The 25,187-nt window shown below is 65.3% G+C and carries 26 protein-coding genes and 1 riboswitch; of the genes, 11 read left to right on the top strand and 15 right to left on the bottom strand.

Annotation, left to right across the window (positions count from 1 at the left end):
- Positions 1-39: 39 nt before the first annotated feature.
- Entirely contained in the window at positions 40-1,188 is a 1,149-nt protein-coding gene (locus tag OHB26_RS13290; RefSeq protein WP_330184473.1) for a GTP-binding protein, read from the top strand.
- A gap of 52 nt (positions 1,189-1,240) precedes the next feature.
- Here OHB26_RS13290 and OHB26_RS13295 read toward each other — a convergent pair whose 3' ends face one another.
- Both OHB26_RS13295 and OHB26_RS13300 read right to left on the bottom strand, forming a co-directional pair.
- Positions 1,241-1,864 (bottom strand): NAD(P)-dependent oxidoreductase, encoded by a 624-nt coding sequence (locus OHB26_RS13295; protein ID WP_330184474.1) that lies wholly within the window; start codon positions 1,862-1,864, stop codon positions 1,241-1,243.
- Between the two features lie 120 nt (positions 1,865-1,984).
- Positions 1,985-3,124, bottom strand: coding sequence for an epoxide hydrolase family protein (locus OHB26_RS13300; RefSeq protein ID WP_330184475.1), 1,140 nt, complete (start codon positions 3,122-3,124; stop codon positions 1,985-1,987).
- Positions 3,125-3,208: 84 nt separating this feature from the next.
- Here OHB26_RS13300 and OHB26_RS13305 point away from each other — a divergent pair, with 84 nt between their 5' ends.
- The 5 genes from OHB26_RS13305 to dmpI all read left to right on the top strand — a co-directional run bounded on the left by OHB26_RS13305 (position 3,209) and on the right by dmpI (position 6,839).
- A complete protein-coding gene (locus tag OHB26_RS13305) occupies positions 3,209-3,859 on the top strand; it encodes a TetR/AcrR family transcriptional regulator (RefSeq protein WP_330184476.1) in 651 nt (216 codons plus the stop codon).
- Positions 3,860-3,969: 110 nt separating this feature from the next.
- Entirely contained in the window at positions 3,970-4,425 is a 456-nt protein-coding gene (locus OHB26_RS13310) for a hypothetical protein (protein WP_330184477.1), read from the top strand.
- A 374-nt stretch (positions 4,426-4,799) separates the two neighbouring features.
- Positions 4,800-5,582 carry a peptidylprolyl isomerase gene (locus OHB26_RS13315; RefSeq protein WP_330184478.1) on the top strand — a complete coding sequence of 261 codons (783 nt, stop codon included), beginning with the start codon at positions 4,800-4,802 and terminating at the stop codon, positions 5,580-5,582.
- Positions 5,583-5,617: 35 nt separating this feature from the next.
- On the top strand, positions 5,618-6,514 hold the full coding sequence (locus OHB26_RS13320) for a LysR family transcriptional regulator (protein WP_330184479.1): 897 nt from the start codon (positions 5,618-5,620) through the stop codon (positions 6,512-6,514).
- A 97-nt stretch (positions 6,515-6,611) separates the two neighbouring features.
- On the top strand, positions 6,612-6,839 hold the full coding sequence (gene dmpI / locus OHB26_RS13325) for a 4-oxalocrotonate tautomerase DmpI (RefSeq protein WP_330184480.1): 228 nt from the start codon (positions 6,612-6,614) through the stop codon (positions 6,837-6,839).
- A gap of 3 nt (positions 6,840-6,842) precedes the next feature.
- Here the strand turns inward: dmpI and thiC are convergent, their stop codons facing one another.
- The 4 genes from thiC to OHB26_RS13345 form a co-directional block, all read right to left on the bottom strand.
- The gene (gene thiC, locus OHB26_RS13330; protein WP_330184481.1) at positions 6,843-8,501 is read right to left on the bottom strand and encodes a phosphomethylpyrimidine synthase ThiC; all 1,659 of its coding nucleotides are present in this window, start codon (positions 8,499-8,501) and stop codon (positions 6,843-6,845) included.
- Positions 8,496-8,624: riboswitch (TPP riboswitch) on the bottom strand. It overlaps the preceding gene by 6 nt.
- Positions 8,625-8,699: 75 nt before the next feature.
- Positions 8,700-9,563, bottom strand: coding sequence for a lipase family protein (locus OHB26_RS13335; protein ID WP_330185629.1), 864 nt, complete (start codon positions 9,561-9,563; stop codon positions 8,700-8,702).
- A protein-coding gene (locus OHB26_RS13340; RefSeq protein WP_330185432.1) for an IS3 family transposase occupies positions 9,506-10,920 on the bottom strand; the annotation gives its coding sequence in 2 pieces (ribosomal slippage) (positions 9,506-10,548 and positions 10,548-10,920; 1,416 coding nt in all). Before OHB26_RS13340 ends, OHB26_RS13335 begins: the two co-directional genes overlap by 58 nt.
- Positions 10,895-11,674, bottom strand: coding sequence for a lipase family protein (locus tag OHB26_RS13345; RefSeq protein WP_330184482.1), 780 nt, complete (start codon positions 11,672-11,674; stop codon positions 10,895-10,897). The genes OHB26_RS13340 and OHB26_RS13345 overlap by 26 nt, the downstream gene beginning before the upstream one ends.
- A gap of 96 nt (positions 11,675-11,770) precedes the next feature.
- Between OHB26_RS13345 and OHB26_RS13350 the strand changes: the two genes are divergently transcribed.
- Positions 11,771-12,445 (top strand): TetR/AcrR family transcriptional regulator, encoded by a 675-nt coding sequence (locus OHB26_RS13350; protein ID WP_330184483.1) that lies wholly within the window; start codon positions 11,771-11,773, stop codon positions 12,443-12,445.
- 44 nt (positions 12,446-12,489) lie between these two features.
- Here the strand turns inward: OHB26_RS13350 and OHB26_RS13355 are convergent, their stop codons facing one another.
- The 6 genes from OHB26_RS13355 to OHB26_RS13380 form a co-directional block, all read right to left on the bottom strand.
- Positions 12,490-14,736 (bottom strand): MMPL family transporter, encoded by a 2,247-nt coding sequence (locus OHB26_RS13355; RefSeq protein WP_330184484.1) that lies wholly within the window; start codon positions 14,734-14,736, stop codon positions 12,490-12,492.
- A 139-nt stretch (positions 14,737-14,875) separates the two neighbouring features.
- Entirely contained in the window at positions 14,876-16,048 is a 1,173-nt protein-coding gene (fahA, locus tag OHB26_RS13360) for a fumarylacetoacetase (protein ID WP_330184485.1), read from the bottom strand.
- 10 nt (positions 16,049-16,058) lie between these two features.
- On the bottom strand, positions 16,059-17,264 hold the full coding sequence (locus tag OHB26_RS13365; RefSeq protein WP_330184486.1) for a homogentisate 1,2-dioxygenase: 1,206 nt from the start codon (positions 17,262-17,264) through the stop codon (positions 16,059-16,061).
- 73 nt (positions 17,265-17,337) lie between these two features.
- Entirely contained in the window at positions 17,338-17,964 is a 627-nt protein-coding gene (locus OHB26_RS13370) for a TetR/AcrR family transcriptional regulator (RefSeq protein WP_330184487.1), read from the bottom strand.
- Between the two features lie 238 nt (positions 17,965-18,202).
- Positions 18,203-18,463, bottom strand: a complete 261-nt coding sequence (locus OHB26_RS13375; RefSeq protein ID WP_330184488.1) for a Txe/YoeB family addiction module toxin — start codon at positions 18,461-18,463, stop codon at positions 18,203-18,205.
- Complete coding sequence (locus OHB26_RS13380; RefSeq protein ID WP_330184489.1) at positions 18,460-18,738, bottom strand: type II toxin-antitoxin system Phd/YefM family antitoxin; 279 nt, start codon at positions 18,736-18,738, stop codon at positions 18,460-18,462. Before OHB26_RS13380 ends, OHB26_RS13375 begins: the two co-directional genes overlap by 4 nt.
- 118 nt (positions 18,739-18,856) lie before the next feature.
- Here OHB26_RS13380 and OHB26_RS13385 point away from each other — a divergent pair, with 118 nt between their 5' ends.
- The 3 genes from OHB26_RS13385 (at position 18,857) to OHB26_RS13395 (ending at position 22,057) form a co-directional block, all read left to right on the top strand.
- Entirely contained in the window at positions 18,857-19,177 is a 321-nt protein-coding gene (locus OHB26_RS13385) for a hypothetical protein (RefSeq protein ID WP_330184490.1), read from the top strand.
- Positions 19,178-19,426: 249 nt separating this feature from the next.
- Positions 19,427-21,253 (top strand): acyl-CoA dehydrogenase, encoded by a 1,827-nt coding sequence (locus tag OHB26_RS13390; RefSeq protein ID WP_330184491.1) that lies wholly within the window; start codon positions 19,427-19,429, stop codon positions 21,251-21,253.
- A gap of 165 nt (positions 21,254-21,418) precedes the next feature.
- Positions 21,419-22,057, top strand: coding sequence for a hypothetical protein (locus OHB26_RS13395; protein WP_330184492.1), 639 nt, complete (start codon positions 21,419-21,421; stop codon positions 22,055-22,057).
- A gap of 6 nt (positions 22,058-22,063) precedes the next feature.
- Here OHB26_RS13395 and OHB26_RS13400 read toward each other — a convergent pair whose 3' ends face one another.
- From OHB26_RS13400 to OHB26_RS13410, 3 genes are read right to left on the bottom strand one after another with little or no spacing between them, the layout of a single operon-like run.
- Positions 22,064-22,879 carry an exodeoxyribonuclease III gene (locus tag OHB26_RS13400; RefSeq protein ID WP_330184493.1) on the bottom strand — a complete coding sequence of 272 codons (816 nt, stop codon included), beginning with the start codon at positions 22,877-22,879 and terminating at the stop codon, positions 22,064-22,066.
- Between the two features lie 46 nt (positions 22,880-22,925).
- Positions 22,926-23,894 (bottom strand): N-acetylglutamate synthase, CG3035 family, encoded by a 969-nt coding sequence (locus OHB26_RS13405; protein ID WP_330184494.1) that lies wholly within the window; start codon positions 23,892-23,894, stop codon positions 22,926-22,928.
- Complete coding sequence (locus tag OHB26_RS13410) at positions 23,884-24,474, bottom strand: peptide deformylase (RefSeq protein ID WP_330184495.1); 591 nt, start codon at positions 24,472-24,474, stop codon at positions 23,884-23,886. Before OHB26_RS13410 ends, OHB26_RS13405 begins: the two co-directional genes overlap by 11 nt.
- Positions 24,475-24,802: 328 nt before the next feature.
- Here OHB26_RS13410 and OHB26_RS13415 point away from each other — a divergent pair, with 328 nt between their 5' ends.
- Complete coding sequence (locus tag OHB26_RS13415; RefSeq protein WP_330184496.1) at positions 24,803-25,156, top strand: DUF3263 domain-containing protein; 354 nt, start codon at positions 24,803-24,805, stop codon at positions 25,154-25,156.
- The last annotated feature ends 31 nt before the right edge of the window (positions 25,157-25,187 follow it).

Here is a 25,187-nt window from a genome sequence, read left to right on the forward strand (position 1 = left end):
CACCCTTCCGTGGTTAATGAAAACCGTTACCATTAACTGGTGACCTCAGCCCAACACCCCGCCCAGCTGCCCGTGACCGTGCTCTCCGGCTTCCTCGGGGCGGGTAAGACGACCCTGCTCAACCACATACTCGCCAATCGGGAGGGTCGCCGAGTGGCGGTGATCGTCAATGACATGAGCGAGGTGAATATCGACGCCGCGCTGGTCGCGGGGCAGGGGCATCTCGATCGCACCGAGGAGAAGCTGGTCGAACTCACCAACGGCTGTATCTGCTGCACGCTGCGCGAGGACCTCATCGAATCGGTGGGCAGGCTCGCGCGCGAGGGGCGCTTCGATCACCTCGTCATCGAATCGACGGGCATCTCCGAACCCATGCCGGTGGCCGCGACCTTCGAGTGGGAATTCGAGGATGGGTTCAAACTCGGCGATATCGCTCGACTGGACACCATGGTGACCGTGGTCGATGCCTCGACCTTCCTGGCCGAAGTGGTGAAGGGGCAGGCGCTCGCGGAGCGGAATATGCAAGCGGGTGAAGGGGATGCGCGCACCATCGCCGATCTGCTGGTGGATCAGGTCGAGTTCGCGAATGTGCTGGTACTCAACAAGACCGATCTGGTGAGCGCCAAAGCCGTCGGCACGGTGGAGGCCACCCTGAAGCGGCTCAACCCCACCGCACGCGTGGTGCATTCGGCGCACGGTGTGCTGGATCTCGCCGAAGTGCTCGGCACCGGACTCTATAACCCGGACCTCGCTGCCCAATTCGATGGCTGGGATGAGGAACTCGCGGGTGGGCATACCCCCGAGACCGAGGAATACGGGATCAGCAGTATCACCTTCACCGCCGATCGCCCGTTCCACCCCGAGCGCCTGGAAGCGGCGCTGGCGCAACTCCAAAGACTGTTGCGCAGCAAAGGCTTCTTCTGGCTCGCGAGCCGTCCGGACCTGGCCGCCATTTGGTCGCAAGCCGGGCCGAATCTCACCTTCGAAGCGGGCGCGTACTGGTCGGCTCTCGATATGCCGCCGGGGCAGGAGATCGTTTTCATCGGTATAAAACTGGATCGCCAACATGTGCGTGACCTGCTGTATTCGGCCCTGCTCACCGATGCGGAGATGGAATCCGGGCGGCAGGCGTGGCTGGGGTTCCCGGATCCCTTCCCGCGCTGGGGTGATGCGCACGAGCATGTCTGAGCACCGGGAATCCCGGCCGCCCTGGATTGCCGGGCGACCGGGATCCATCGCGTCAGTTGGAGATCCCGGGGGTGCGGTGCACGTAGGTGGCGTCGGTGAGCTGTTCCACTAGGAATGCCGCGATATCGGCGCGCGAGATCTTCAGTGCCAGACCGGGTTCCGCCGGGCCGAAGCCGCGCCGGAACTGCCCGGTGGCCGGGCCGTCGGTGAAGGCGCTGGGCCGCACGATGGTCCAGTCCAGATCGCCGGCCAGCACATACTTCTCCTGCTGCACGTGATCGGCGAACGCCTGCCGCAGCAGCATGCCGAACATCACGTACTTCCAGACGAAGTTGAGATTGCCCGCGCTGTCACCGGTGCCCAGGGTGGATTGGCAGATGAGCCGCTTGACCCCGGTGCGTTGCATGGCCTCGATGACGGTGCGGGTGCCCTCGGCGCGCACCACGCCTTTGCGGCCCGCGCCGAGGGTGACGATGATCGCCTCCTGGCCGAGGACCACCTGCTCGACGGCGGCCGGATCGAGGACATCGCCGACCACAACGTGCAGACGCTCATGTGTGACAGGGGTATTCGCGGCCGAGCGGGTCAGTATGGTGACCTCGTGACCGGCCGCGAGGGCCTGGGTGACGACCTCGCGGCCGACGGTTCCGGTGCCTCCGAAGATTGCGATTCGCATTTGCTTTCACCTCGTGTAATTCGTTGTCGTGAAGGTGAATTCAGTACATCAACGGGCGCGGGCCGGAACCATCGTCGAGCCTCTCGCCGACATGCGGGAGGCTCCACGTGGCCGGTCGGCTCAGCTCAGCTGGGCGAAGAACTGCCGGATATCGGCGACCAGGACCTCGGGGGCCTCATGCGCGGCGTAATGTCCGGCCGCGTCATTCGCGCTGGTCGAATGCACGGAGTTCACGTCGTAGGCGTGCCAGCTGATGATGTTCTTGTGATCGCGCTCGGCGAATCGGCGAATGGATTGGAAATCGCCCTTGAACATGGCCAGTCCGGTCGGCACGGTGGTCGGCTCGGTCGGCTGCTCGGCATGCGCGTCCTCGTAGTAGAAGCGCAGCGCCGACCCGGAGGTGCCGGTCAGCCAGTAGACGGCCACATTCCCGATGATGAATTCATTGTCCAGCGATTCGCCGAAAAGCTGTGCGTTCCAAGCCAGTAGGCCGGTCGGGGAATCCGCGAGCGCGAAGGCGATGGTTTGCGGCTGCTGGCTGTGCAGGGTGTTGAACGACATCTTGTTCTCGTAGAACCACTGCAGATGCGCGAGCCCCGCCATGTCCTCCTCGGACAGGTCCGCCATTTCGGCCGGATCGCCGGAGGGGAATGAGAACAGTTGCGTCACATGGACTCCGAGCACCTGATCGGGCGCGATGCGGCCCATCTCCGGGGCGACCATGGAGCCGCCGTCATTGCCGATGGTGCCGAATCGCTGGTAGCCCAGCCGATTCATCAGCTCCACCCAGGCGCGGGCGGTGCGGTAGCGGCTCCAGCCGGTGCTGCGGGTCGGACCGGAGAACCCGAAGCCGGGCAGCGACGGGATCACCAGGTGGAAGGCCGGATCCTGATCGGACTCCGGGGCGGTGAGCGGGGCGATGACATCCAGGTACTCCAGGATCGAGCCCGGCCAGCCGTGCGTCAGGATCACCGGGGTGGCGTCCGCGCGCTCGGAGCGAATGTGCAGGAAGTGGATGTCCTCACCGTCGATCTCGGTGGTGAACTGCGGGTACGCGTTCAGCTTCGCCTCCAGGGCGCGCCAGTCGAAGCTCTCCAGCCAGTACTGCGCGAGATCGCGAATGCGGCCGTTGGGTACGCCGTAGGCGTCCGCGACGCCGGGAAGTTCGTTGGGCCACAGCGCCTTACGCAGCCGGTCGGCGAGATCGTCGAGCTGGGTCTGCGGGACGTCGATGCGGAAGGGGCGGATGGCGTTCATCATTCTCTCCTTATTGGAACGGAACGTTTTGTTCTGTTTCCAACCATAGCGGAACGGATGATTCCGTTCAAGTGCTATTCTCGATTCATGTCGAAGTCAGTCGAAGCCCCAGCTCAGCGGGGTCTGCCCGGACGCAAGGCGCAGGCCGCCCGCAATGACGAACTCATCCTGGCCGCCGCCCGCGATGTCTTCCTCGCCGAACCCAAGGCCCCCATCTCCGCGGTGGCCGAGCGCGCCGGGGTGGGGATCAGCGCCCTGTACCGCCGCTATCCGAGTAAGGAAGACCTACTGCGCACGCTCTGCTATGACGGGCTGCACCGGTACAACGCCGAAGCCGAAGCGGCGCTGGAGGATTCGAACGGTTGGCAGGGGCTCGTCGGCTTCCTGGAGCGGGTCGTCGACGCCGATGTGCATTCGCTGACAACGCATCTCGCGGGCACCTTCACTCCGGACGATTCGATCCTGCCCGCGGTCATGCGTGCCGGTGAACTCAACGAGGAGCTGGTCCGCCGCGCCCGCGAATCCGGTCGGCTACGCAAGGAGATCACCACCGCGGATCTGGGGCTCATCCTGGAATCCTGCGCCGCCATCACCCTGCCCGACCCACACCGCGCCGCCCAACTCCGCCGTCGCGTACTGGCCCTTCTCCTCGACGGCCTCACCGGCTCGGGTGATCTGCCGGGCCCGCCACCCGCGCCGAACGAATTCGCGCATCGCTGGCAACCCGGTAACCGCTGATTCGCCGAACCCGCCCCGCGAATCCTTAGTTCTGCGTAGCGTTTACGGCCGTCGCACCGAAGGTAAGTCGTACCCGACAGTCGTTTCCTGATTCGACCCGAGGAGTTCCGATGCGCTTGTTCCGCTCATTGCTCGCAGTCCCCGTCGCGGCCGCCGCCCTGCTGGCGGTGGCCGCACCCGCCCAGGCCGACCCGGTCACCACCTTCACCCCCGCCAATACCGCCGGCGTCGGCGCGTTCCCGTGTTTCGGTCAAGTCCTGGCCTTCCACGATCCGCAGAACACCTTCTACGGGAAGCAAACTGTCTGGATCCGGGCTGATTTCACCTTCCTGCCGATTCTCGCGCAGGGCTGCGGTGTCACGGCCACCCTGTCCTGGAAGAACCTCGACTCCGGCGCCTCCGGCAGCTTCCCGCCCGTCCCTCTCGGCGACGGCACCGCCTTCGGCCCCACCGACGCCCTCTGGGTCCCCGAAACCCTGCCGACCGGTCCGGGCCGCGTAGAGGTCACCATCGACACCAACCTTCCCCACACCCCCGGCAAGGGCACCTTCTACTCGCCGGAATAGTCTCGCGGCCAGTAGGACAGTGAGGGGACAACGTGAATCAGGACCCGGCCGGGACACCGCCGCAGGAACCGGTCGATATGACCGAGGGCGAATTTCCGGCCCCGCCGCCGGGAACCCATCCGCCCGGGTCCGTCCCCTGGGACTTCACTCCGCCAACGGACATTCCGCCGGGGGCCTATTCGCAAGGACCCTTCCCTCCCGGGATGTATCCGCAGGGGGCTGTCCCACCCGGTGGATATCCGCAGGGGGGCGGCGCGCCGGGTGGGTATCCGCCGAGGCAATACGGGAATGGCCCGATGCCCGGCTATCAGCACCCGGCACCGCGGCGAAGCGGCGTCAACGTGCCGGTGTGGTGGCTGGTTACTGTTCCGATCATGCTGGTGGCGGTCATCGTGATCGCGGCCGGTGCGGTGGTCTACCTGAACCGGCCCGCAGGTGAGTCCGAGGCGGTGCCGCTCACCACGACCACCGTGTCGGCATGGGCGACCGAGACCATGATCATGCAGTTGCCCAACCCGGTTCAGAAGAAACCGGCCATGGTGAGTTGCGCGTACCGCGCCACACCGGGTCTGCGGCAGATCGCCGCGCAGTTGCCGAAAACCGCTGACATACGGGCGAATACGGGCGGCCGGGTGCCGTATCAGATGAATACCGGTCTGGGCGTGATCGGCTTGTCGCTGGATACCGCCGCATCACCGTGCACGGTCAACAGTTTCATCAGCCTGGCTACGCAGCACTACTACGACGCGACGAAATGCCATCGAATGACCACCTCGCCCGGCTTGAAGGTGTTGCAATGCGGTGACCCCAGCGGCACCGGAATGGGTGGTCCCGGTTATCAATTCGAGAACGAATACCCGACCGACGTATTCGCCTCACCCGAAAAGGCCGCGACCGAGCAGGTCCTCTACCCGCGCGGCACGCTTGCCATGGCCAACGCCGGACCGGATCCGCTCACCGGCGCCGGCACCAATGGCAGCCAGTTCTTCCTGGTCTACGGCGATTCGACCCTTCCGCCCACGTACACCGTATTCGGCACCGTGGATCAGGCCGGGCTGGCCGTGCTCGACAGGGTGGCGGCGGCGGGGACGGTCGCGGGCGGTGAGGATGGCGAGCCGAAGCTCACCGTCGACATCGGTTCCATTGCGGCCAAATAGGTTTCGGTAACGCGACGGGAATCGAGGAGGCTCGGATGGAATTGCGGCAACTGCGCTATTTCGTGACCGTCGCGGAGGAATTGCACTTCGGGCGGGCCGCCGAGCGGCTGCATATCGCACAACCCGCGGTGAGTCAGCAGGTGCGGCGGTTGGAGCGGGCGCTGAAAGTTCAACTGCTGGAACGGACTCCGCGACGGGTGGCGCTGACCGAGGCCGGGTTGCGGTTCCTGCCGGGAGCGCGCGCCGTACTGGCGGCCGCCGATCAGGCGCGGGCCTCGGTCGCCGATCTGGCGGGGGAGCGGGCCGCCGTTTTCCGGATCGGGACGGTGAGCGGGCTCGGGGAGCGGCTGGACGCGGTGCTCGACGGGTTTGCCGAGCGTGCGCCACACGTGCGGGTCGAGTTGGTCGGGGTGCCTGTGCGCGAGCGCGTCAAACAGGTGGCGGACGGGACCTTGGATGCCGCCTTCGTGCGCGCGCCCGAACCGGCGGAGAATCCCGAGCTGGATTTCCTTCCGGCTTGGGATGATCCGCTCGTGGTGGCGCTACCCGCGCGGCATCCGCTGGCCGAGGAGTCGTCGGTGCGCCTTGCCGATCTGGCTGCCTTGCCCTTGCGGCTGACCGAGCGGCGCAATCACCCGGCGCTGGTGGATCTGGTCCTATCCGCTTGTCAGCGTGCGGGTTTCGAGCCCACGTCCGCACCGGCGGCGGGCAATCTGCAAGACACTCTGGCCGCCGTCGGCTCCGGCATCCCGATGTGGACGGTTGTGTACGCCTCGAACGCGCGCCTGGTGCACAACCCGCGGGTGGTTTTCCGCCCCTTCGCCGAACCCGGTATGACCCTGCCCATCGGCCTCGCGGTGCGCGCGGACGCGGCCTCGCCGCGGCTGAACCTGTTGGTCGAACTGCTGGCCGCGGTGTCACCGGCACGATAAGGATTGCTTATCGCTACGTGCGTGCACTGCCCATCGGCCCGGCGCGCGCACTGCGGTGAACTGTTCTCACGCCGCCGGAAGAACCGGAAATCCGGAGGTGGCCAATCGAATTCACCAATCGAAATCGAGGAGAACAGTCATGCCCATCGTCACCATCCAGCAGGGTCCCCGCACCGTCGAACCCAAGCGCGATCTGGTACGCCGCGTCACCGACGCCTTCGTCGACGCCCTACAGATCCCGGCCGAGGCCGTGCAGGTCTGGATCCAGGAGGTCCCGACCGACAGCTGGGCCATCGGCGGGACGCTCACGGCGGATAAGAAGTAACCGTCAGACCACCGGCAGGTACACCTGGTTGCCCGTCGAGGCGAACTCGGCCGACTTCTCGGCCATGCCCGCCTCGATGGCGGCGACATCGGTCAGACCCTGCTTCTCGGCGTACTCGCGGACATCCGCGGAGATGCGCATGGAGCAGAACTTCGGGCCGCACATGGAGCAGAAGTGCGCGGTCTTGGCGGGCTCGGCGGGCATGGTCTCGTCGTGGTACTCCCGCGCGGTGTCGGGGTCCAGCGACAGGTTGAACTGATCGTGCCAGCGGAATTCGAAGCGCGCCTTGGAGAGTGCGTCATCGCGGTCCTGGGCGTGCGGGTGACCCTTGGCCAGATCGGCGGAGTGCGCCGCGATCTTGTAGGTGATCACGCCGACCTTGACGTCATCGCGATTGGGCAGGCCCAGATGTTCCTTCGGCGTCACGTAGCACAGCATCGCGGTCCCCGCCTGCGCGATGATGGCCGCTCCGATGGCCGAGGTGATGTGGTCGTACGCGGGCGCGATATCGGTGGCGAGCGGGCCGAGGGTGTAGAACGGGGCCTCCTCGCACAGCTCTTCCTCGAGCCGCACGTTCTCCACGATCTTGTGCATGGGCACGTGGCCGGGGCCTTCGATCATCACCTGCACGCCATAGGATTTCGCGATTTTGGTGAGTTCGCCCAGGGTGCGCAATTCGGCGAACTGGGCCTCGTCATTGGCGTCCGCGATGGAACCCGGACGCAGACCGTCACCGAGGGAGAAGGTGATGTCGTACTTGGCCAGGATCTCGCAGAGTTCACGGAAGTTGGTGTACAGGAACGATTCCTGATGATGCGCCAGACACCACGCCGCCATGATGGACCCGCCGCGCGAGACGATGCCGGTGACGCGCTTGGCGGTCAGCGGCACATAGCGCAGCAGCACGCCCGCGTGCACGGTCATATAGTCGACGCCCTGCTCGGCCTGCTCGATCACGGTGTCGCGGTAGATCTCCCAGGTCAGCTTGGTGGGATCGCCGTTCACCTGCTCCAGGGCCTGGTAGATCGGCACGGTGCCGACCGGGACCGGGGAGTTCCGCAGAATCCATTCGCGGGTTTCGTGAATGTTCTTGCCGGTGGACAGATCCATGATGTTGTCGGCGCCCCACCGGGTGGCCCACACCATCTTCTCGACCTCCTCGGCGATGGAGGAGCTCACGGCCGAGTTGCCGATATTGGCATTGATCTTCACCAGGAACTTCTTGCCGATGATCATCGGCTCGCATTCGGGGTGATTGTGATTGGCCGGAATCACCGCGCGGCCCGCGGCGACCTCCTCGCGCACCACCTCGGGGGTCACGCCCTCGCGGGCGGCGATGAAGCGCATCTCGGCGGTGATGATTCCCGCCCGCGCCCAAGCCAACTGGGTGCGCGGACCGGGAACATCCGGCTTGGTCCACGAGTCGCGGGTCGGAGGCAGCCCGGCCTCCAGATCGATCACCGCGGTGTCGTCGGTGTACGGACCCGAGGTGTCGTACAGGTCGAAATGCTCACCGTTGGTGAGGTTGACCCGCCGCACCGGAATGCGCAGCGTCACGCCGTCGGCCTCGACGAGTTCGTAGTGTTTGACGCTGCCCTGAATCGGGCCGGTGGTCACGGTGTCGACGGGTGCGGAGCTCCCGGTGGCACGTTTCGATGACATATGTCGAATCCTCCCTACGCCGGCATTACCCGGTCAGGTTCATACGGTCGACGGCCCTGCTCCGCCCGCGATTGGGCTAGCCGTCCTCTCAGCCCGCTGGTGCGAGCCCCCGTTGGCAAATGGTTGAATGCCGCCGCCGACCTTACCGGGTTGCCGAAATCCGCGAAGTGGGGATTCATACAGTTCTGTGCGGTCTGTTCAGCGCTCCTGTGGTCCGATCGGCCAACCGAGCGCGCCGAAAGTCGCGTTCAGGCCGATCTCGGTCTGGGTGGCGAGCGCGTCCAGATTGCCGAGCATGGTGATCACATTGTCGGTGCGGCAGTCCACCGGATCGGCCGCGCCGGGGGCGAGCCGGGACTTGATCCAATTGAAGGCGTCGGCCATGCCGAGCGTGGTCAGCGTGAGGTGTTCGCTGAGGTGATCGCGCTTGTAGTAGACCGCGGTTCCGCCGTCGCACCAGCGCTGGACCATGCGATCGTTGGTGTACCAGGGCACCGCCTCGTCATAGACGCCCTGGTAGACCATCATCGGCGCAGTGGGCGGATTGTCGCCCAGCACAGTCGAATCGAAGACCTCCTTCACCTCCGGCAGTGCCAGGAAGTCGGCGATCGGAATGGTCAGCATCCGCTGATAGTCGGTGAACATCAGATTCAGCACATTGCGCACCAGACACTGATTCGCGGTGCGATCCATGATCGCCCTGCCCTCGGGTGTCATATACCGGTCGACCGCGTCCGCGAACTTCGGATAGGCATTGCGCAGCGATGAGATGCCGACGCCGATCAGGCTCGCGAACATCGAACCATTCACGTGCAGTAGCGATTCCACGTCGGAGACGGGCGCGCCCATGGCGATGCCCTTGACATTCAGCTCGGGTGCGTAACTCGGTTGCATCTCCGCCGCCCAGCCGCTGCCCATGCCGCCGCCGGAGTAACCCCACAGTGCGACAGGGGTATCGACGCCGTCCAGGCGGAATTTTTCAAGGTGGATGAGTCCAGCGGGTGTTAAGCGGCTGTCGTGTCGGTCTCCTGGGTGGTGTCTTGGGTTGGTCGGTTGATCCAGGCGGTGTCGGGTAGGTCGAGGATCTTCGGTGTCGTTGTGGTGCCGAAGCGGTGTGGGTGCCGCGCGCGGGCCTGGGCGAGCACGGCTGCCCGTTCGGCGGCCTTGTCGGTGGCCAGCCCGTAGTGGACGTCGGCGGGGGTGTGTAGGCCGATGCCGGTGTGGCGGTGTTCGTGGTTGTACCAGTCGGCGAAGGAATCCATGAATCCTCTTGCGGTGGTGAGTGATCCGAAGCGTTCGGGGAACTCCGGCCCGTATTTCAGGGTCTTGAACAGTGCTTCGGAGTAGGGGTTGTCATTGGACACCCGCGGTCGTGAATGCGAGCGGGTGACCTCGAGATCGGCCAGTAGAGCGGCGACGGTTTTGCTGGTCATCGAGGTGCCCCGATCGGCGTGCACGACCTGCGGGATCCCGTGGACTCCGAAGATCTCCTTCATCAATTCTGTTGCCAGAACACCGGATTCATGATTGTGGACATGGACCCCGACGATATAGCGGGAGTAGATGTCGATCATCACGTAGGCATCGAAATATTGTCCCTTGACCGGGCCCGCGAGCTTGGTGATGTCCCACGAATACACCTGCCTCGGTGCGGTGGCGACCAACTCCGGACACACCTTGCTCGGATGGCGCGCCAACCTTCGACGCTCCTTGACCTGCTTGTTTTCCCGCAACACCCGATACATCGTGGACACCGAACACAGGTAGGTGCCCTCGTCCAGGAGCTGAGCGAAGACCTGCAACGGCGCCAGATCGACGAACCCGGGACTGCCCAGCACCTCCAAGATCTTGCGGCGCTCGAACTCGGAGAGCTTGTTCACCGGATCCGAAACCGGTTGCCGAAAAACCGAACTCGGTCCCGCGGCCGCGTTGCGGCGGCGGATCGCGGTGGAACGCACCAGCCCGGTCAACACCGCCGCACGCCGAGTTCCGGCTCCGACCTCGGTCAACGACGTGTACGCGGTGGTCAGCGCTGTCTGCGCTTCTCTTGCGAATCCGCTCTCTCGGAGAGAGATTCCAAGAGAGCGTGTGCTTTTCCCATGATGTCCAGGGCGGCCTCGGTGGTAACGAGGCGTTTGTTCGCACGCGCCAATTCCGCTGTCAGGCGAGCGATTTCGGCTTGCTCGGCGGTGAGTTTGCCGACCTTCTCGCCCGGCTTCTTCCCGGACAGGACTCCCGCGTCGCGTTGCTTGCGCCACTCGCTGATCTGCGAGGAATACAGCCCTTCTCGCCGCAGATACCCGCCACCGTCGCCGTGTTCGATCGCCTGCTCGTAGGCCTGCAGATACGCCAACTTGTCCGCCGCGCTGAACGCACGCCGCCGCTTCGGCTCGTCACCACGCGGCCCTCGAGAACCCATCCGCCCATTGTGGCCTTCGGCCACCGTGGTGCTTGTCCTGGTCATGAAATATCGATCCGTCTCTCGCCCTGCATCTACCCGATTGGCTCCGAGCCGGTGGACTCACCTCACCCTGACACGCAGGGAGGCCCAGCGGTTCGAAGCTCTCGGCCGCGCGCACGCTGTCGAGAATCATGTACCCGGGTTCCTTCGCGACGGCGAGATGCCCGTAAAGCCCTTCGTAGTCAGGGACATTCACCGCATAGCCCTGACTGATGGACGCCGCCAGCTCCATGTACTCGACCGTGGAGTGAATGCCCTCCAGCGCGGGCAGTCCACCACCCTGCTGTAACACATACGACGGTGCGCAATTCGGTGCGGTGCTGTCGTAGAAGAACTGGTGCGAAACCAGCGGCCGACCGTGAGAAGTATTGGCCCCCTGCGGAATAGCGACCGTCGTGGCCGCGACCGTGGGCTGCCCGAACAGGTCGGTGGTGCGATACAGCAACTGCCATGAACGCACATGCACCGGCAATACGGTCAGCACCGCCAGCTGCACTTCCCGTGACCGCAGTATCGTCCCCGGCACGGTGGACTCGAAACCCGCTGGCGCACTGTAGAACTGATCCACATTCAGCGGTTCCGGCGCCGCGCCGGCCGGTGCCGCACCCGCGCCGCCCAGCAGCATCGCGACCGATGCCGTCATTGCCGTCGTGAGCGCGGCCGCGGTAAACCGCCGCCACCCCCGTCGTCGGCGATCCCCATTGATAGCCACGTCCGTTCCCTTCGCATCGACGTGACGACGATTACAACACGATGCCGAGTTACCAACAAGATGCCTTTCTGAAACGCCTGCGGCTAATGTATTGGCATGACCCGCAGCAAACCAGCCGCGGCGCCAGACCGGACCCCCGCGCGGCGTCGGATCCGCGGCCTCGACGCGGACGAGCGCAGCGCGCAGCGTCGCCGGCAACTGCTCGCCGCCGCCACCGAACTCTTTGCCCGGCAAAGCTATTCGGGCACCTCGATCGAGCAGATCTGCCAAGGGGCCTATGTCGGCACCAAAGGCTTCTACGATCACTTCGACAGCAAGGAGGCCTGCTACTCCGCACTGCTGGAACAGATCACCGCACAGATCCAGCAGCGGGTGGCGGAGGTCGCCGCGGAAACCGCCGACCAGGACTGGGCGCAGCGCATGCCCGTACTCGTCGCCGCGTTCGTACACGCCATCGCCGACGACCCCCGGCTGGCCAAGGTCACCTTCGGCGAGGCGGGCGGTATCTCACCCGCGGTGGAGGCCAAACGCCGCAGCAATCGGCGCTGGGCCGCGGATTTCCTCAATCGGCAATGGCCGGTGGATGATTCGCTCACCGACCGGCAGGGCCTGGCCCTATGCCTGGCGACCATCGGCGGCATGTTCGAACTCATCGCCGACTGGCTGCACCATCACGACGACGGCGGCGATCCCGATACCGTCGAAACTCTCGCTTCGGACCTCACCCGATTCGTCACCGTCGTCGACGTCGGTCGGCGGGCACACTCGTAGCCCGCCTCGTCATCCCGGCGTGCTTTTGGCCGGGATCTACCTACTCAGTGGGTGAGCACGGAGTCTTTCTCGGCGGCGGGCTCTTCCTCCAGGCCGATCCGCTTATGCAGTGCGGCAAGGGGTTTGGGTGCCCACCAGTTCCCGGTGCTCATCAGGCGCATGAGCGCGGGCGCGAGCAGACCGCGAATGATGGTGGCATCGGCGATGACCGCCAGCGCCAAGCCGATGCCGAACAATTTCATGGCCGTCACATGCGAGGTGGCCACCGCGAGCAGTACCACCGCCATCAAACCCGCTGCGGCGGTGAAGATTCGGCCGGTACGCGCCACACCCAGCGCCACCGATCGGGTATTCGCCGCCGGGCTGCGGTCCGAGGCCAGCCACTCCTCGCGAATCCGTGAGAGCAGGAAGACCTCGTAATCCATCGACATGCCGAAGGCCAGGCAGAACATCAGGATCGGCATGAAGATATCGACGCTGCCGGTCGGGGTGAAACCCAATACGCCCGCCAGATGCCCGTTCTGGAACATCCAGATCATCGCGCCGAAGGTCGCGGTCAACGACAGCACATTCAGAATGAGCGCCTTCACCGGCAACACCACACTGCCGGTGAACAGGAACAGCAGCACCAGTGTGATGACCGCGATCAGCCCGGCCGCCAGCGGAAGCCGGGTGAGAACCGAATCCATGGTGTCCTCATTGAGCGCAGCCGCACCGCCGAACAGCACCGGGCCGGGCGCGGGCACCGCACGCAATTGCGCCAACTGCTCCTTGCCCGCATCGGTGAACGGTGCCTCCTTGGTGCCCACCGAGAGGTACGCCCCGTCCGGTCCGGTCATCTGCGCGATACCGGGAGCCATCTTCGCGCCCTTCACGAAGACGCCGTCACCGGACATGACCGCCGGAATGCCCGGCACCTGCGACAGCGCGGCCGCGTACCCGCCGATCTCATTGGGCGCGCCATGGAATCCGGGCAGCACCACCACCGCACTCGAAGCCATATTGGCGGTGAAGTCCTGCCGCAGCGCGTCGCCGACCTGTCGACTGGAGGCGAAGGTGCCGATCATGCGATCGTCCGGCGTGCCGAAATGCGCTGACAGGAACGGGGATCCGAGCAGCAGCAGGATGGCGGTGGTGACCAGTGCGAACGGCAGCGGCCACCGCATCACCGTGGTGACCCAGCGGTACCAGCCGCTCTGCTCCGGCGGCACCGGCTTCGGCTCACCGCGACCCAGTATGCGGCGCAGCGGTTTACGCAGATCCCACGCGTTCACCCGATCGCCGAGCAGGATCAGCGCGGCGGGCAGCAGCAGTAGTGAGGCGCCCACCGCGGCCGCCACCACCGCGACACCCGCGTAGGCGAAGGATTTGAAGAACGGCTGCGGGAACACCGCCAGCGCGGCCAAGGCCAGCGCCACCGTCAGACCGGAGAATACGACTGTGCGCCCGGCGGTTTGGATCGAACGGGCAATGGCGGCGCGGGTGTCCAGGCCATTGCCGAGTTCCTCGCGATACCGGCTGACAATGAACAGGCTGTAGTCGATGGCCAGGGCCAGCCCCAGCGCGCTGGTCATATTGAGCGCGAAGATCGACACCTCCATGAAGGTCGTCATCAACCGCAGAATTCCCAGGGTGGCGGCAATCGCGAAGAGCCCCACCACAAGTGGCAGTCCGGCCGCGATCACACTGCCGAAGACCAGGACCAGCAGCACTCCGGAGACCGGCACCGCGATGGATTCGGCCAGAATCAGATCCTTCTCGACCTGATGGTTGATATCGGCGAAGGTGCCCGCCATTCCGCCGACCCGCACCCGCACCCCGTCGCGATCACCATTGAGCCGCTCGCTGAGCTTGACCGCCCGGTTCTGCACTTCGGTATCGGTACCGGTGACCGTGGCCATGATGAGTCCGCGCTTGCCGTCCTGGCTGCGCAGCGCGGTCGCGAGATCGGGCCGTGCGGCGGCGCTCGTCCAATATGACTGCACACCCGTCACATCCGGGTCGTGGCTCAGCAGATCGGTAATGCGCTGTGCCTCGGCCCGCGTCCGTGGACCGTTCACCCCCTCGTCGGAGCTGACCATGACGATGAAGTTCGGATTGCCGCCCGGAAAGTGCGCGTCGATGAAGTCATTGGCCTGCACCGACTCCAGTTCGGGCGTGAGGTAGCCGCCGCCGACCATATGTGATTTCGCGGTGGCGCCGAAGCCACCGCACACAATCATCAGCAACAGGGCGGCCACCAGGACGGCGCGGGGCCGCGACATGGCGAACCGGGCAAGAGTGGTCAACATTGACGCGCATCCTCCGAGGTCTCAGACCTCGGAACGGTAGCGTTCCCGATCTCGCCGCCGCGATGGACAGTGACCATGGTCATGACCATATCGGTCGGCTATCGATCAGCGATATGGCCTTCGGGCCGGCCCGGTGAACTCAGCCCGCGACCCGGCCCCGGACCTCGCCCAGGCTCAAACGTCCGCCCCCGATGGCGGGCGCGGTGGCGGTGATGACCACCTCGTCGCCGTTCTCCAGGAAGGTGCGCTGCACCCCGTCCAGGGTGATGGGTTCGGTTCCGCCCCAGCTCAATTCCATGAACGAGCCACGCTCATGCCGTTCCGGGCCGGAGATGGTGCCCGAGGCGAAGAGATCGCCGGTGCGGGTGGAGGCGCCATTGGCGGTCATATGGGCGAGCATCTGCGCGGGGGACCAGTACATCCGGCGGAAGGGCGGCGTGGAGACCCGCTGACCGTTCCAGCGCACCTCCAGCTCGATATCCAGACCCCAGGGCTCCTTCGCACACAGATAGGGGAGTGGTTCGGGATCCTGTTCCGGCAGCGGAATCCGGGCATCCGCCAAGGCTTCCAATGGCGTCACCCACGCCGACAGCGTGGTTGCGAAGGACTTGCCGAGGAACGGTCCGAGGGGTTGCGCCTCCCAACCTTGGATATCGCGCGCCGACCAGTCATTGACCAGGGCCACTCCGAAGACGTGCTCGTCGAAGGCGTCGGTCCGGATGGGCGTACCCAGCGGTGAACCCGCGCCGACCAGGAAGCCCAGCTCGGCCTCGATATCCAGACGGCGGCTCGGACCGAAATCCGGTGCACCGGAATCGGTTCGGCGCTGACCTTCGGGGCGGATGATTTCGGTGCCGGAGACCACCACGGTGCCCGCGCGCCCGTGATAGCCGACCGGTAGATACCGCCAATTCGGCAGCAGCGCTTCACCATCGGGCCGGAAGATGCGGCCCATGGCGGTGGCATGGTCGATGCTGGCGTAGAAGTCCACATAGTCGCCGATCCCGACCGGCAGATCCAGCTGCACCGAGGCGACCGAATGTACCGCGGCGGCGGGCAATTCGGCCTCCGCGGCGGTGCGCACCAGCTCACGCACCTCACGCCAGCACTGCGGGCCCTGTGTCATGAAGGCGTTCAGGCTGGGCTGCGCGAACATCGGATCATCCAGGGCCACCGCCAGATCGATGAGATCATCACCCAGTCGCGCGCCCACCCGCGGCTCCTCGCCGAGCGGACGGAATACGCAATACGGTAGATGTGCCGGGCCGAATCCGGAGCCCTCGGGGACTTCGATCCGCACTCGACTGCTCATATCCACCCTTTCAAATCCATTCCGACGGTCCGCGTCCCGACCAGGTCCAGGCGTATCCGGGGTCCTCACAGGCCAGTGCGGCCTCACCCAATTGCAGGGGATGGAAGGTATCGACCATGACGGCCAATTCGTCGAAGAACTCCAGGCCGATACTGCGCTCGTACGCTCCCGGCTGCGGGCCGTGCGCGTACCCGCCCGGATGCACCGACACCGAACCCTGTCCGATCCCGGATCCCTTGCGCGCCTCGTAGTTTCCGCCGCAGTAGAACATGATCTCGTCGGAGTCCACATTGGAGTGGTAGTAGGGCACCGGAATCGACAGCGGGTGATAGTCCACCTTGCGCGGGACGAAATCGCAGACCACGAAGTTATTGCCCTCGAACGCCTGATGCGCCGGCGGCGGCTGATGCACCCGCCCGGTGATCGGCTCGAAGTCGGCGATATCGAAGGCGAACGGGTACAGGCAGCCGTCCCACCCCACCACATCGAAGGGATGCGAGGCGTAAACCATGCTGGTGCCGACGATTTCACCGGCCGGACGATGCTTGACCAGCACCTCCACATCGGTGCCGGTGGCCTGGAACGGTTCGGCCGGACCGTGCAGATCGCGCTCACAGTAGGGCGAATGCTCCAGCAGCTGCCCGTATTTGGACAGGTACCGCTTGGGCGGCGCGATATGCCCCGTGCCCTCGATTATATAGGCGCGCAAGGGTTCCGGTCCGTCCGGCAGCCAGCGATGCGTGGTGGCGCGCGGCAGCAGCACCTGATGCCCCTGATGGACGCGCAGCGTCCCGAAGACCGTCTCGACGACCCCGCCGCCGGATTCGATATAGACGAGTTCATCGCCGATGGCATTGCGATACAGCGGTGATTCGCGCAGTGCCGCCACATAGGAGATGCGCACATCGGCATTGCCCAGCAGTAGTCGCCGTCCGTTCACCATATCGGTGAGCTCGGGCTTGCCCTCGGGGAACAGTTCATGCAACTTCAAATGCCGGTGTCGCAGTGGATGATTCGGATAGGTGCGTTGCTCCGGCAGTACCCACACGCTGGAATCCACTATGGCGGGCGGTAATCCGCGGTGATAGAGCAACGAGGAGTCGCCGGAGAAGCCCTCTTCTCCCATCAGCTCCTCGTAGTAGAGCTTGCCTTCGGTGTCCCGGTGCTGGGTATGCCGCTTCGGCGGCACATCACCCACCTGTCGATAGAACGTCATCGCCCGCCTCCCGCTGACTGATGGTCCGTTGTCCATCGTAGCCACCGGATTGCCGGTGCGGCCGCGGAATTGCTCAGGCGTTCCTGAGCGCTCGATACACCGCCGCGCCGACGAATTCGCCGAGCGTGTCCGGGGTCCAGTCACCCGGTTCGGTCAGCAGTGTTCGCACCGCACCCTCGCCCGCGGAGACCCACAATTCCACCAGTGCCGAGAGTTTGCGCTCCGCGTCTTCGGTCCCCCACGCCTTGAGTGTGGGCCGCAGCCGCCGGGTGCAGCGCTCCACCGCGAGCTCCCGGCCCCGCCCGAACGAACTCGCCACGGCCGGATCGGGATTGCCGTAGAGCAGTCGCCAGGCATCGGGTCGCGCGGTGGCGGTGTGCAGCAGGGCGCGGAAGCCCTCCACGAAGACGGCCTCATCGGCCTCGACGCGGCGGCGCGGCAGGGCCGCCATCACCCCCGCCAGCATGAGGTCCTCCTCGCGGCGTAGCAGGGCCTCGATGAGCTCCACGCGATCGGCGAAGCAGGCGTAGACGACCGGGCGGGTGACCTTCATCCGGTCGGCGACCGCGGCGATGGTGACCGCCGCGACGCCGTCGTCGGCGGCGATCTGCAGAGCGGTGTCGAGTACCTGGGGGCGGCGGCGTTCGGGCCCGAGATGCCGCGCGCGCTGGCGGGGTCGTACAGCCGATTCGGTGCCCATGGGCACCGACCATAGCAGCGTGTGCGGGGAGTGGAACGGCTGGTCGCGGGCGGTGGCCGGTATGTGAACTTCGTGCTCTGCGGCGATCGGGAGATCATTTCCTACATTGGTGAATGATAATTTCACGTCAACGAAGGAAGTGAGCTGCGCAACCGAAAGAACAGGAATTCGCGGAGTTCGACGCGGAGGCCCGACGGCTGCTGAGCGCCACCGGCCCCGCCCTTGGGGGTGTTTCGGTTCATTCGTAGTGGTGTCGGCAGGAGAGGATGTGTATCACGCCGTCGGCTACCCGATACACAAGTCGGTGTTCTTGGGTGATGCGCCTTGACCACCACCCGGACAGGTTGTGTCGCAATGGTTCCGGCTTCCCTATCCCTTCGGCTTCGCCGTTCGCGGTGATGTCATCGAGGAGGCGGTTGATTTTGCGGGCGGACGGTCGGTCGTTGGCGACGGTCCACGCGTAGTCCGTCCATGCCTCGTCAGCGAAGTCGAGTTTCATGCGGTCTCGGCTTCGTCGTCCGGCACCGGAAGTGGTTCGCGGGGAGTGAATCCGCCCGCTTCCCACTGCTCCAAGCCCCGCGCAAGGTGGCGGGCGTTGGCGGGGTTGCCCAATAGGTACGCGGTTTCCTTCAATGCTTCGTATTCGCGTAGGGACACGACTACGACAGGTTCGCGTCCGGCGCGAGTCACCACGACTTCTTCCACATCGTCCACGACAGTATCCAGGACGGTCGCGAGGGTTGCTCGTGCTTCGGTGTACGTGATCTGCTTCATGATTCCACTGTACAGAATATCTGTACGTACAGGAATTCTGTACATCTCTCCAAATGCCGCGCCTATCCGAAGATCGACAAGGCCCCGCGCCGATGTCGTCGAACTCGACAAATACCCGGTGGCCGCGGCCGATGTGCTGCACACCGGCCGCGCGGCCTTCGACGCCGCCATCGCCTCCCTGCCCGAATGGATGCGCCGCACCGGCGGATTCGATCAGCCCGGTCTGCTCGACGCCGTCTATCCGCCCGCCGTGCGCGCGGCCATGACGGCGCTGAGCAATGAACGGCTGGAATATCGGGTCGCGAAGAATTTCATCGGCCCGATGACGGGCCGCCTGCTGCGGGAACATCTGCGCGCGGGCGTCCCCGCGAACCCGATGACAGTTACTCCACAGCAAGCGCGCACCCGCTACGGCCACGCTGCCCGGCGAGGTGCATGATTACCTCAGGTTTGTGACCCACCCCACAATGTTGTGACATCCAAGTTCGCGGCCCGCCCCGTTTCTGGACCGAGTGGAGCGGGGGAGCGCAGCGGAGGAGCGGAGGGAGGGAAGAAATGGGGCTGAGGGGGCCGCGAACCCGCCGGAGCGAAGCGAAGGCAAATATTCACAGCCTACGGTGGCGTAGCCGGACGGCCGTACGGCAAACTTCGCTCTGATCCAGAAGACCTAGGCGAGGAGGCCATTCCCGTGTCCCACTACAAGGCGAACCTACGAGATATCGAGTTCAACTTGTTCGAAGTGCTGGGAATCGGGGCGCTGCTCGATCAGGGCGCCTACGGCGATCTCGACAGCGAGACCGTCCGTGACATGCTCACCGAGGTGGTGCGCCTCGCCGAGGGGCCCATCGCCGAATCCTTCGTCGAGGGTGACCGCACGCCGGTCGAATTCGACGCCGCGAACCACACCATCATCGTGCCTGAGCTGCTGCGCAAGACCGTCGCCGCGGTGAACGAGGCCGGCTACTCCGGTCTGGGCATGCCCGAGGAGATGGGCGGCGTGTACGCGCCGAACGCCCTCGTATGGGGCATCCAGGAGATGATCGTGGCCGCCAACAACTCGGCCAGCTTCTTCAATATGGGCCCGCTCATGCACAAGGTCATCTTCGAAGAGGGCAACGAACAGCAGAAGCGCTGGGGTGCGTACGCCTGGGAGAACCGCTGGGGCGGCACCATGGTGCTCACCGAGCCCGATGCGGGTTCCGATGTCGGTATGGGCCGCACCAAGGCCGTCGCACAGCCCGACGGCACCTGGCATATCGAAGGCGTGAAGCGCTTCATCTCCGGCGGCGACGTCGGCGATACCGCCGAGAACATCTTCCACCTGGTGCTGGCCCGCCCCGAGGGCGCCGGACCGGGCACCAAGGGCCTGTCGCTGTTCATCGTGCCGCGCTTCCACTTCGACCCCGAGACCATGGCCATCGGCGAGAAGAACGGCGCGCTGGTCACCGGTGTCGAGCACAAGATGGGCATCAAGTCCTCGCCCACCTGTGAGATCACCTTCGGCGGCGATATCCCGGCCGTCGGCTACCTGGTCGGCGATAAGCACAATGGCATCGCGCAGATGTTCAAGGTCATCGAGAACGCGCGAATGATGGTGGGCACCAAGGCATGCGGTGCGCTCTCCACCGGCTACCTGAACGCCCTCGAGTACGCCAAGCAGCGCGTCCAGGGTGCGGACCTGACGCAGATGACCGATAAGGCCGCGCCGCGCGTCACCATCACCCACCACCCGGATGTGCGCCGCTCGCTGGCCACCCAGAAGGCCTACGCCGAGGGCCTGCGCGCGCTGTACATGTACTGCGCCTCCTACCAGAACGCCGATGTGGCACAGGCCAATTACGGTATCGACGCCGAACTGGCCGAGCGCGTCAACGATCTGCTGCTGCCGGTCGTCAAGGGCTGCGGTTCCGATCGCGCCTACGAATCGCTCACCGAATCGCTGCAGACCCTCGGTGGCTCGGGCTACCTGCAGGACTACCCGATCGAGCAGTACATCCGCGACTGCAAGATCGACTCGCTGTACGAGGGCACCACCGCCATCCAGGCGCAGGACTTCTTCTTCCGCAAGATCATTCGCGACAAGGGTGTGGCGCTGGCGCATGTCGCCGGGCTCATCCAGAAGTACGTCGACAGCGGGCCGGACCAGTTCAAGATCGAGCGCGGACTGCTCGGCACGGCGCTGGCCGATGTGCAGGGTATGGCGGCGGCGCTGACCGGCTACCTGATGGCCGCGCAGCAGAACCCGGAGGAGCTGTACAAGGTCGGCCTCGGATCGGTCCGATTCCTGTACGCCGTAGGCGATCTCGTCATCGGCTGGCGGTTGCTGGAGCAGGCCGCCATCGCGCAGGCGGCGCTCGACGCCGGAGCGGCGGAGAAGGACAAGAACTTCTACACGGGCAAGGTCGCCGTGGCGTCGTTCTTCGCCAAGAACAAGCTGCCGCTCATCACCGGCGTGCGTGCCGTCGTGGAGAACATCGACAACGACATCATGAAGCTGGACGAGTCCGCCTTCTGACCCCGCTGTGATCTCCCGGCCCCCGCGCTCGAGTGCGGGGGCCGGGCTATGAGTGTGGCGCGAGAAGCGTGTCAGCTCGGCGTGTCTGGTGACGCGCCGACATGACACGCATTTTTCATTTATGACCTGCTGTGATGTGTCGGTATAACCGGGTACAACTACGGCATGGTCTTCCCGGTGTCCTTCGGCTGGATTCAGATCCTGATTGCCGTGCTCGCGATCGGTGCGATCGCTCTACTCGTAACCGCGCTGTTCAAGGCACGCAAGGTGGGCTTCAAAGTCATCGCCGGGCGGGGCGCGGGTGCCATCTCGCTGATTCTCGTTGCGGTGGTGATCCTTTGGATCACCACACTGCTACAGACGTTCCTCGGTCTCACCGGTGAGATCAAGGCGGCGCACATCGTGACCACGCCCGTCTCCGGGCAGGAGCACCTGATGGATGTCGACCTGACCCTCTACGGCGACAAAGACCACGACGAACAGCATCTGAAATACCAAGTCGAGGGCGATATGTGGGTGTTGCAGGCCAATATCGTCGAGCTGGAACCGTGGGTGAACGCGCTCGGCTTCAACTCCGGCTACAAGGTGACCCGGCTCTACGGTCAGCGCCTGGACGGTATCGCCACCAAGCAGAACCAGATCTTCCTCAACGACGGCGACGGCGACTTCTTCAAGGATATGAAGGACCAGTCCTGGTACACCAAACCGTTCGTGCGCTCGGCCTACGGCAATGCCGTCATAGCCACCGGCGGCAGCTATGACGTCTTCATCTCCCGGGATGCCATCAAGACCCGCCCGGCGTAGCCGGAGCTAGTCCGCGAGGACCGCGACGACAGGCGCATGATCGCTGGCGCCCTTACCCTTTCGCTCCTCGCGGTCCACATTCGACTCGGTGACGCGCGCGGAGAGATCGGGCGAGCCCAGAATGAAGTCGATGCGCATGCCCTCCTTGCGGGGGAAGCGCAGCTGGGTGTAGTCCCAGTAGGTGTAGACGCCCGGACCGGGGTGGAACGGCCGCATCACATCGGTGAACCCCGCCTCTGTCATGGCCTCGAAGGCATCGCGCTCGGGCTCCGACGTGTGCGTCTTACCCTCGAAGAACTCCGGTGACCACACATCGGCGTCGGTGGGCGCGATATTCCAGTCTCCGACCAGGGCGACCTGCGCGTTCGGATCCTCACTCAGCCATTTGCTGCCCGCATTACGCAGCGCCGCAAGCCATTCCAGCTTGTAGGTGTAGTGCGGATCGTCGAGCGCGCGACCATTGGGCACGTACAGACTCCACACCCGCACGCCACCGCAGGTCGCGCCGATGGCCCGCGCCTCGACCACCGGTGTACTCAGCAGTGATTCGCCCGCGTCCTTGTCGAAGCCGGGCTGATCGGGGAAGCCGATCTCCACATCATCGAGTCCGATCCGCGAGGCGATGGCCACCCCGTTCCACTGGCTGAACCCGAAATGCGCGACCTCGTACCCGGCGGCCTCGAAGGCCTCGAACGGGAACTGCTCGTCCTTGCACTTGGTTTCCTGCATGGCCAGCACATCGATATCCGACCGATCCAGCCAGGCCAGCACCCGATCCTGCCGGGAGCGAATCGAATTCACATTCCAGGTCGCGAGACGCACAGCAAAGCCTTTCGGAAATATGGACTTTCGGAAGATCCGGGGCGGATCAGGGCGCGGCGTACCGGTACCGGTGATGATCGATGAAGCCGAGCTCCCGATACAGCGCCAGCGCCGGTTCATTACCGGCCTCCACCTGAACATAGGCGTGTGTCGCGCCGCGTGTCTGCCCCCAGCGGATCAATTCCGCGCAGACCAGCGCGCCGAGTCCGTGCCTGCGATGCTCGGCCGCCACCGCGATACAGGTGAGCCCCACCCAGCGCCGCCCATCCGGCGCGGTGGTGACCGCCGCCCGGCCGATGGCCAGGGGTGCGGGCAAACCGAGTGTGGCGAAACCCAATTCGCCGTCCCGTACCGCGGTGAGCACCTGCACGGTCGGCGTCGAGCCGATCTCGGTATCACCGCCGCGATGCCGGTGCATGGACAGCCACGCCCCGTCCGGTTCGCCGGTGATCCGCACCATCGAGGGTCCGGGCGGCAGCACCATGGTCGCGATATCGACCGCCAGCACCTGGGTCTCACTCCAGGTGCGCCAGCCCGCGGGCACCAGGGCCAGTCGATCCGGCAGCAGCAATTGCAGCGGAAGCCCACGCGCGGTGTACCATTCGCCGATCTTGTGCACGGTATCGGTGGAGGTCAGCGCCGGTCCATCCGAACCGCCCAATGGCACAGCGGAATTCGCGCGCCCGGTGTATCCGTCACCGGCACGGAGCAACCAGCCGTCGATCCAGGCGCGCTGGGTGCCGGGCCAACCGTCGGCCGCCGCGGCCTCCAGGGCGCGGATCTCACTGGTGCGAATGGGCCTGGGGCCCAATTCCTTCCACGCCACCACCCGATCCCACGCCACCGAGACCACCTGACCGTCGCCGGTGCGGACGGTCAGCGGATCGGTCGCGGTGACTTCGCCGATCACATCGGTGAGCGGTTGTGGATAACCCTCGGGCAGGCGATAGCGCACCACCACCCTCCGGCCGAGGGGCGGTAGTGCGGAGTCGGGTGAACGGGGGTCAGTCGTCATGCCCGAACGGATCCGGGACGGTGCCCGGAATCCAGCTCAAACCGGGTGTGCCCCAGCCATTTCGCTTGATGGCCTTCTTGGCGCCGCGGGCGTAGCGGCCCATCAGCACATCCACGTAGAGGAAGCCGTCCAGATGTCCGGTCTCGTGCTGGAGCATGCGGGCGAAGAAGCCCTCGCCCTCGAGTTCGACCGGTGCGCCGTGCTCATCGGTGCCGGTGACCTTCGCCCACTCCGCGCGCCCGGTGGGGAACTGCTCACCCGGAACCGAGAGGCAGCCCTCCTCGTCGTCATCGGGATCGGGCATGGTCTCGGGAATCTCGGAGGTCTCCAGCACCGGATTGATCACCGCACCGCGACGCCGCACCACGGTGCCGTCGGGCCCCTCGTCGGGGCAGTCGTAGACGAACAGTCGCAGCGGTACGCCGACCTGATTGGCGGCCAAACCGACACCGTGCGCGGCGTCCAGGGTTTCGTACATGTCCGCGATCAACTCGGCCAGTTCCTCGGGTGTCTGCGTGACCTTCTCGGTCGGGTTGTGCAGAACCGGGTCGCCGACGATGACGATCGGGAGAATAGCCATGCCACAAAGCCTACTGGGCATCCTCGCGGCACCCGCCGCGAGCCCAGACCTGCAAGTTCGTGGCCCGCCCCCGGATCTGGACTGACGGAGCGGGGGAGCGCAGCGGAGGAGCGGAGGAGGGAAGATCCGGGGTTACAGGGCCACGAACCGCCGGAGCGCAGCGGAGGCAAATAGACACAGCGAAGCGGAGGCCATTAACAGAGACACGCCGGGGTTTGTTTGCCAAAACACGCCGAACGGTACGCGCCGCGATGTCTGCGCCGCGTGGTTGAATGGGCGGCGGACACAGCACCATATTCGTCTGGTGACCACTCGGCGAGGGAGCACTATGGACAGCGCAGCGGCCCGGAACATTTCCGCAAGCGGGGACGGCCCTTCCGTGAGCGCGGATATCGCGGCCGACATCACCGCACCGGACGCCGATGGCGCACACGGCCTCTCGCGACGTGAACTCGACATTCTCGATTTCGAGCGCAAATGGTGGAAGTACGCCGGTGCGAAGGAAGAAGCCATCCGGGAGCTGTTCGATCTCTCGGCCACCCGCTACTACCAGGTCCTCAATACCGTGGTGGACCGGCCCGAAGCCCTCGCCGCGGACCCCATGCTGGTGAAACGCCTGCGCCGGCTGCGTGCCAGCCGCCAGAAGACCAGGGCCGCACGCCGTCTCGGATTCCAGGTGTGAACCGCCCGGACCCGTCGCAGCGATTAGGCTC

Origin of the sequence: Nocardia sp. NBC_01503 (assembly GCF_036327755.1) — a bacterium.
Lineage (GTDB): Bacteria > Actinomycetota > Actinomycetes > Mycobacteriales > Mycobacteriaceae > Nocardia.

Bases quoted from the DNA above. Each gene is read 5' to 3' on its own strand.
- OHB26_RS13295 (WP_330184474.1), bottom strand. From the start codon at position 1,864: ATGCGAATCGCAATCTTCGGAGGCACCGGAACCGTCGGCCGCGAGGTC.
- OHB26_RS13300 (WP_330184475.1), bottom strand. From the start codon at position 3,124: ATGATGAACGCCATCCGCCCCTTCCGCATCGACGTCCCGCAGACCCAG.
- OHB26_RS13305 (WP_330184476.1), top strand. From the start codon at position 3,209: ATGTCGAAGTCAGTCGAAGCCCCAGCTCAGCGGGGTCTGCCCGGACGC.
- OHB26_RS13310 (WP_330184477.1), top strand. From the start codon at position 3,970: ATGCGCTTGTTCCGCTCATTGCTCGCAGTCCCCGTCGCGGCCGCCGCC.
- OHB26_RS13315 (WP_330184478.1), top strand. From the start codon at position 4,800: ATGCTGGTGGCGGTCATCGTGATCGCGGCCGGTGCGGTGGTCTACCTG.
- OHB26_RS13320 (WP_330184479.1), top strand. From the start codon at position 5,618: ATGGAATTGCGGCAACTGCGCTATTTCGTGACCGTCGCGGAGGAATTG.
- thiC (WP_330184481.1), bottom strand. From the start codon at position 8,501: ATGTCATCGAAACGTGCCACCGGGAGCTCCGCACCCGTCGACACCGTG.
- OHB26_RS13350 (WP_330184483.1), top strand. From the start codon at position 11,771: ATGACCCGCAGCAAACCAGCCGCGGCGCCAGACCGGACCCCCGCGCGG.
- OHB26_RS13355 (WP_330184484.1), bottom strand. From the start codon at position 14,736: ATGTTGACCACTCTTGCCCGGTTCGCCATGTCGCGGCCCCGCGCCGTC.
- fahA (WP_330184485.1), bottom strand. From the start codon at position 16,048: ATGAGCAGTCGAGTGCGGATCGAAGTCCCCGAGGGCTCCGGATTCGGC.
- OHB26_RS13365 (WP_330184486.1), bottom strand. From the start codon at position 17,264: ATGACGTTCTATCGACAGGTGGGTGATGTGCCGCCGAAGCGGCATACC.
- OHB26_RS13370 (WP_330184487.1), bottom strand. From the start codon at position 17,964: ATGGGCACCGAATCGGCTGTACGACCCCGCCAGCGCGCGCGGCATCTC.
- OHB26_RS13375 (WP_330184488.1), bottom strand. From the start codon at position 18,463: ATGAAACTCGACTTCGCTGACGAGGCATGGACGGACTACGCGTGGACC.
- OHB26_RS13380 (WP_330184489.1), bottom strand. From the start codon at position 18,738: ATGAAGCAGATCACGTACACCGAAGCACGAGCAACCCTCGCGACCGTC.
- OHB26_RS13395 (WP_330184492.1), top strand. From the start codon at position 21,419: ATGGTCTTCCCGGTGTCCTTCGGCTGGATTCAGATCCTGATTGCCGTG.
- OHB26_RS13405 (WP_330184494.1), bottom strand. From the start codon at position 23,894: ATGACGACTGACCCCCGTTCACCCGACTCCGCACTACCGCCCCTCGGC.
- OHB26_RS13410 (WP_330184495.1), bottom strand. From the start codon at position 24,474: ATGGCTATTCTCCCGATCGTCATCGTCGGCGACCCGGTTCTGCACAAC.
- OHB26_RS13415 (WP_330184496.1), top strand. From the start codon at position 24,803: ATGGACAGCGCAGCGGCCCGGAACATTTCCGCAAGCGGGGACGGCCCT.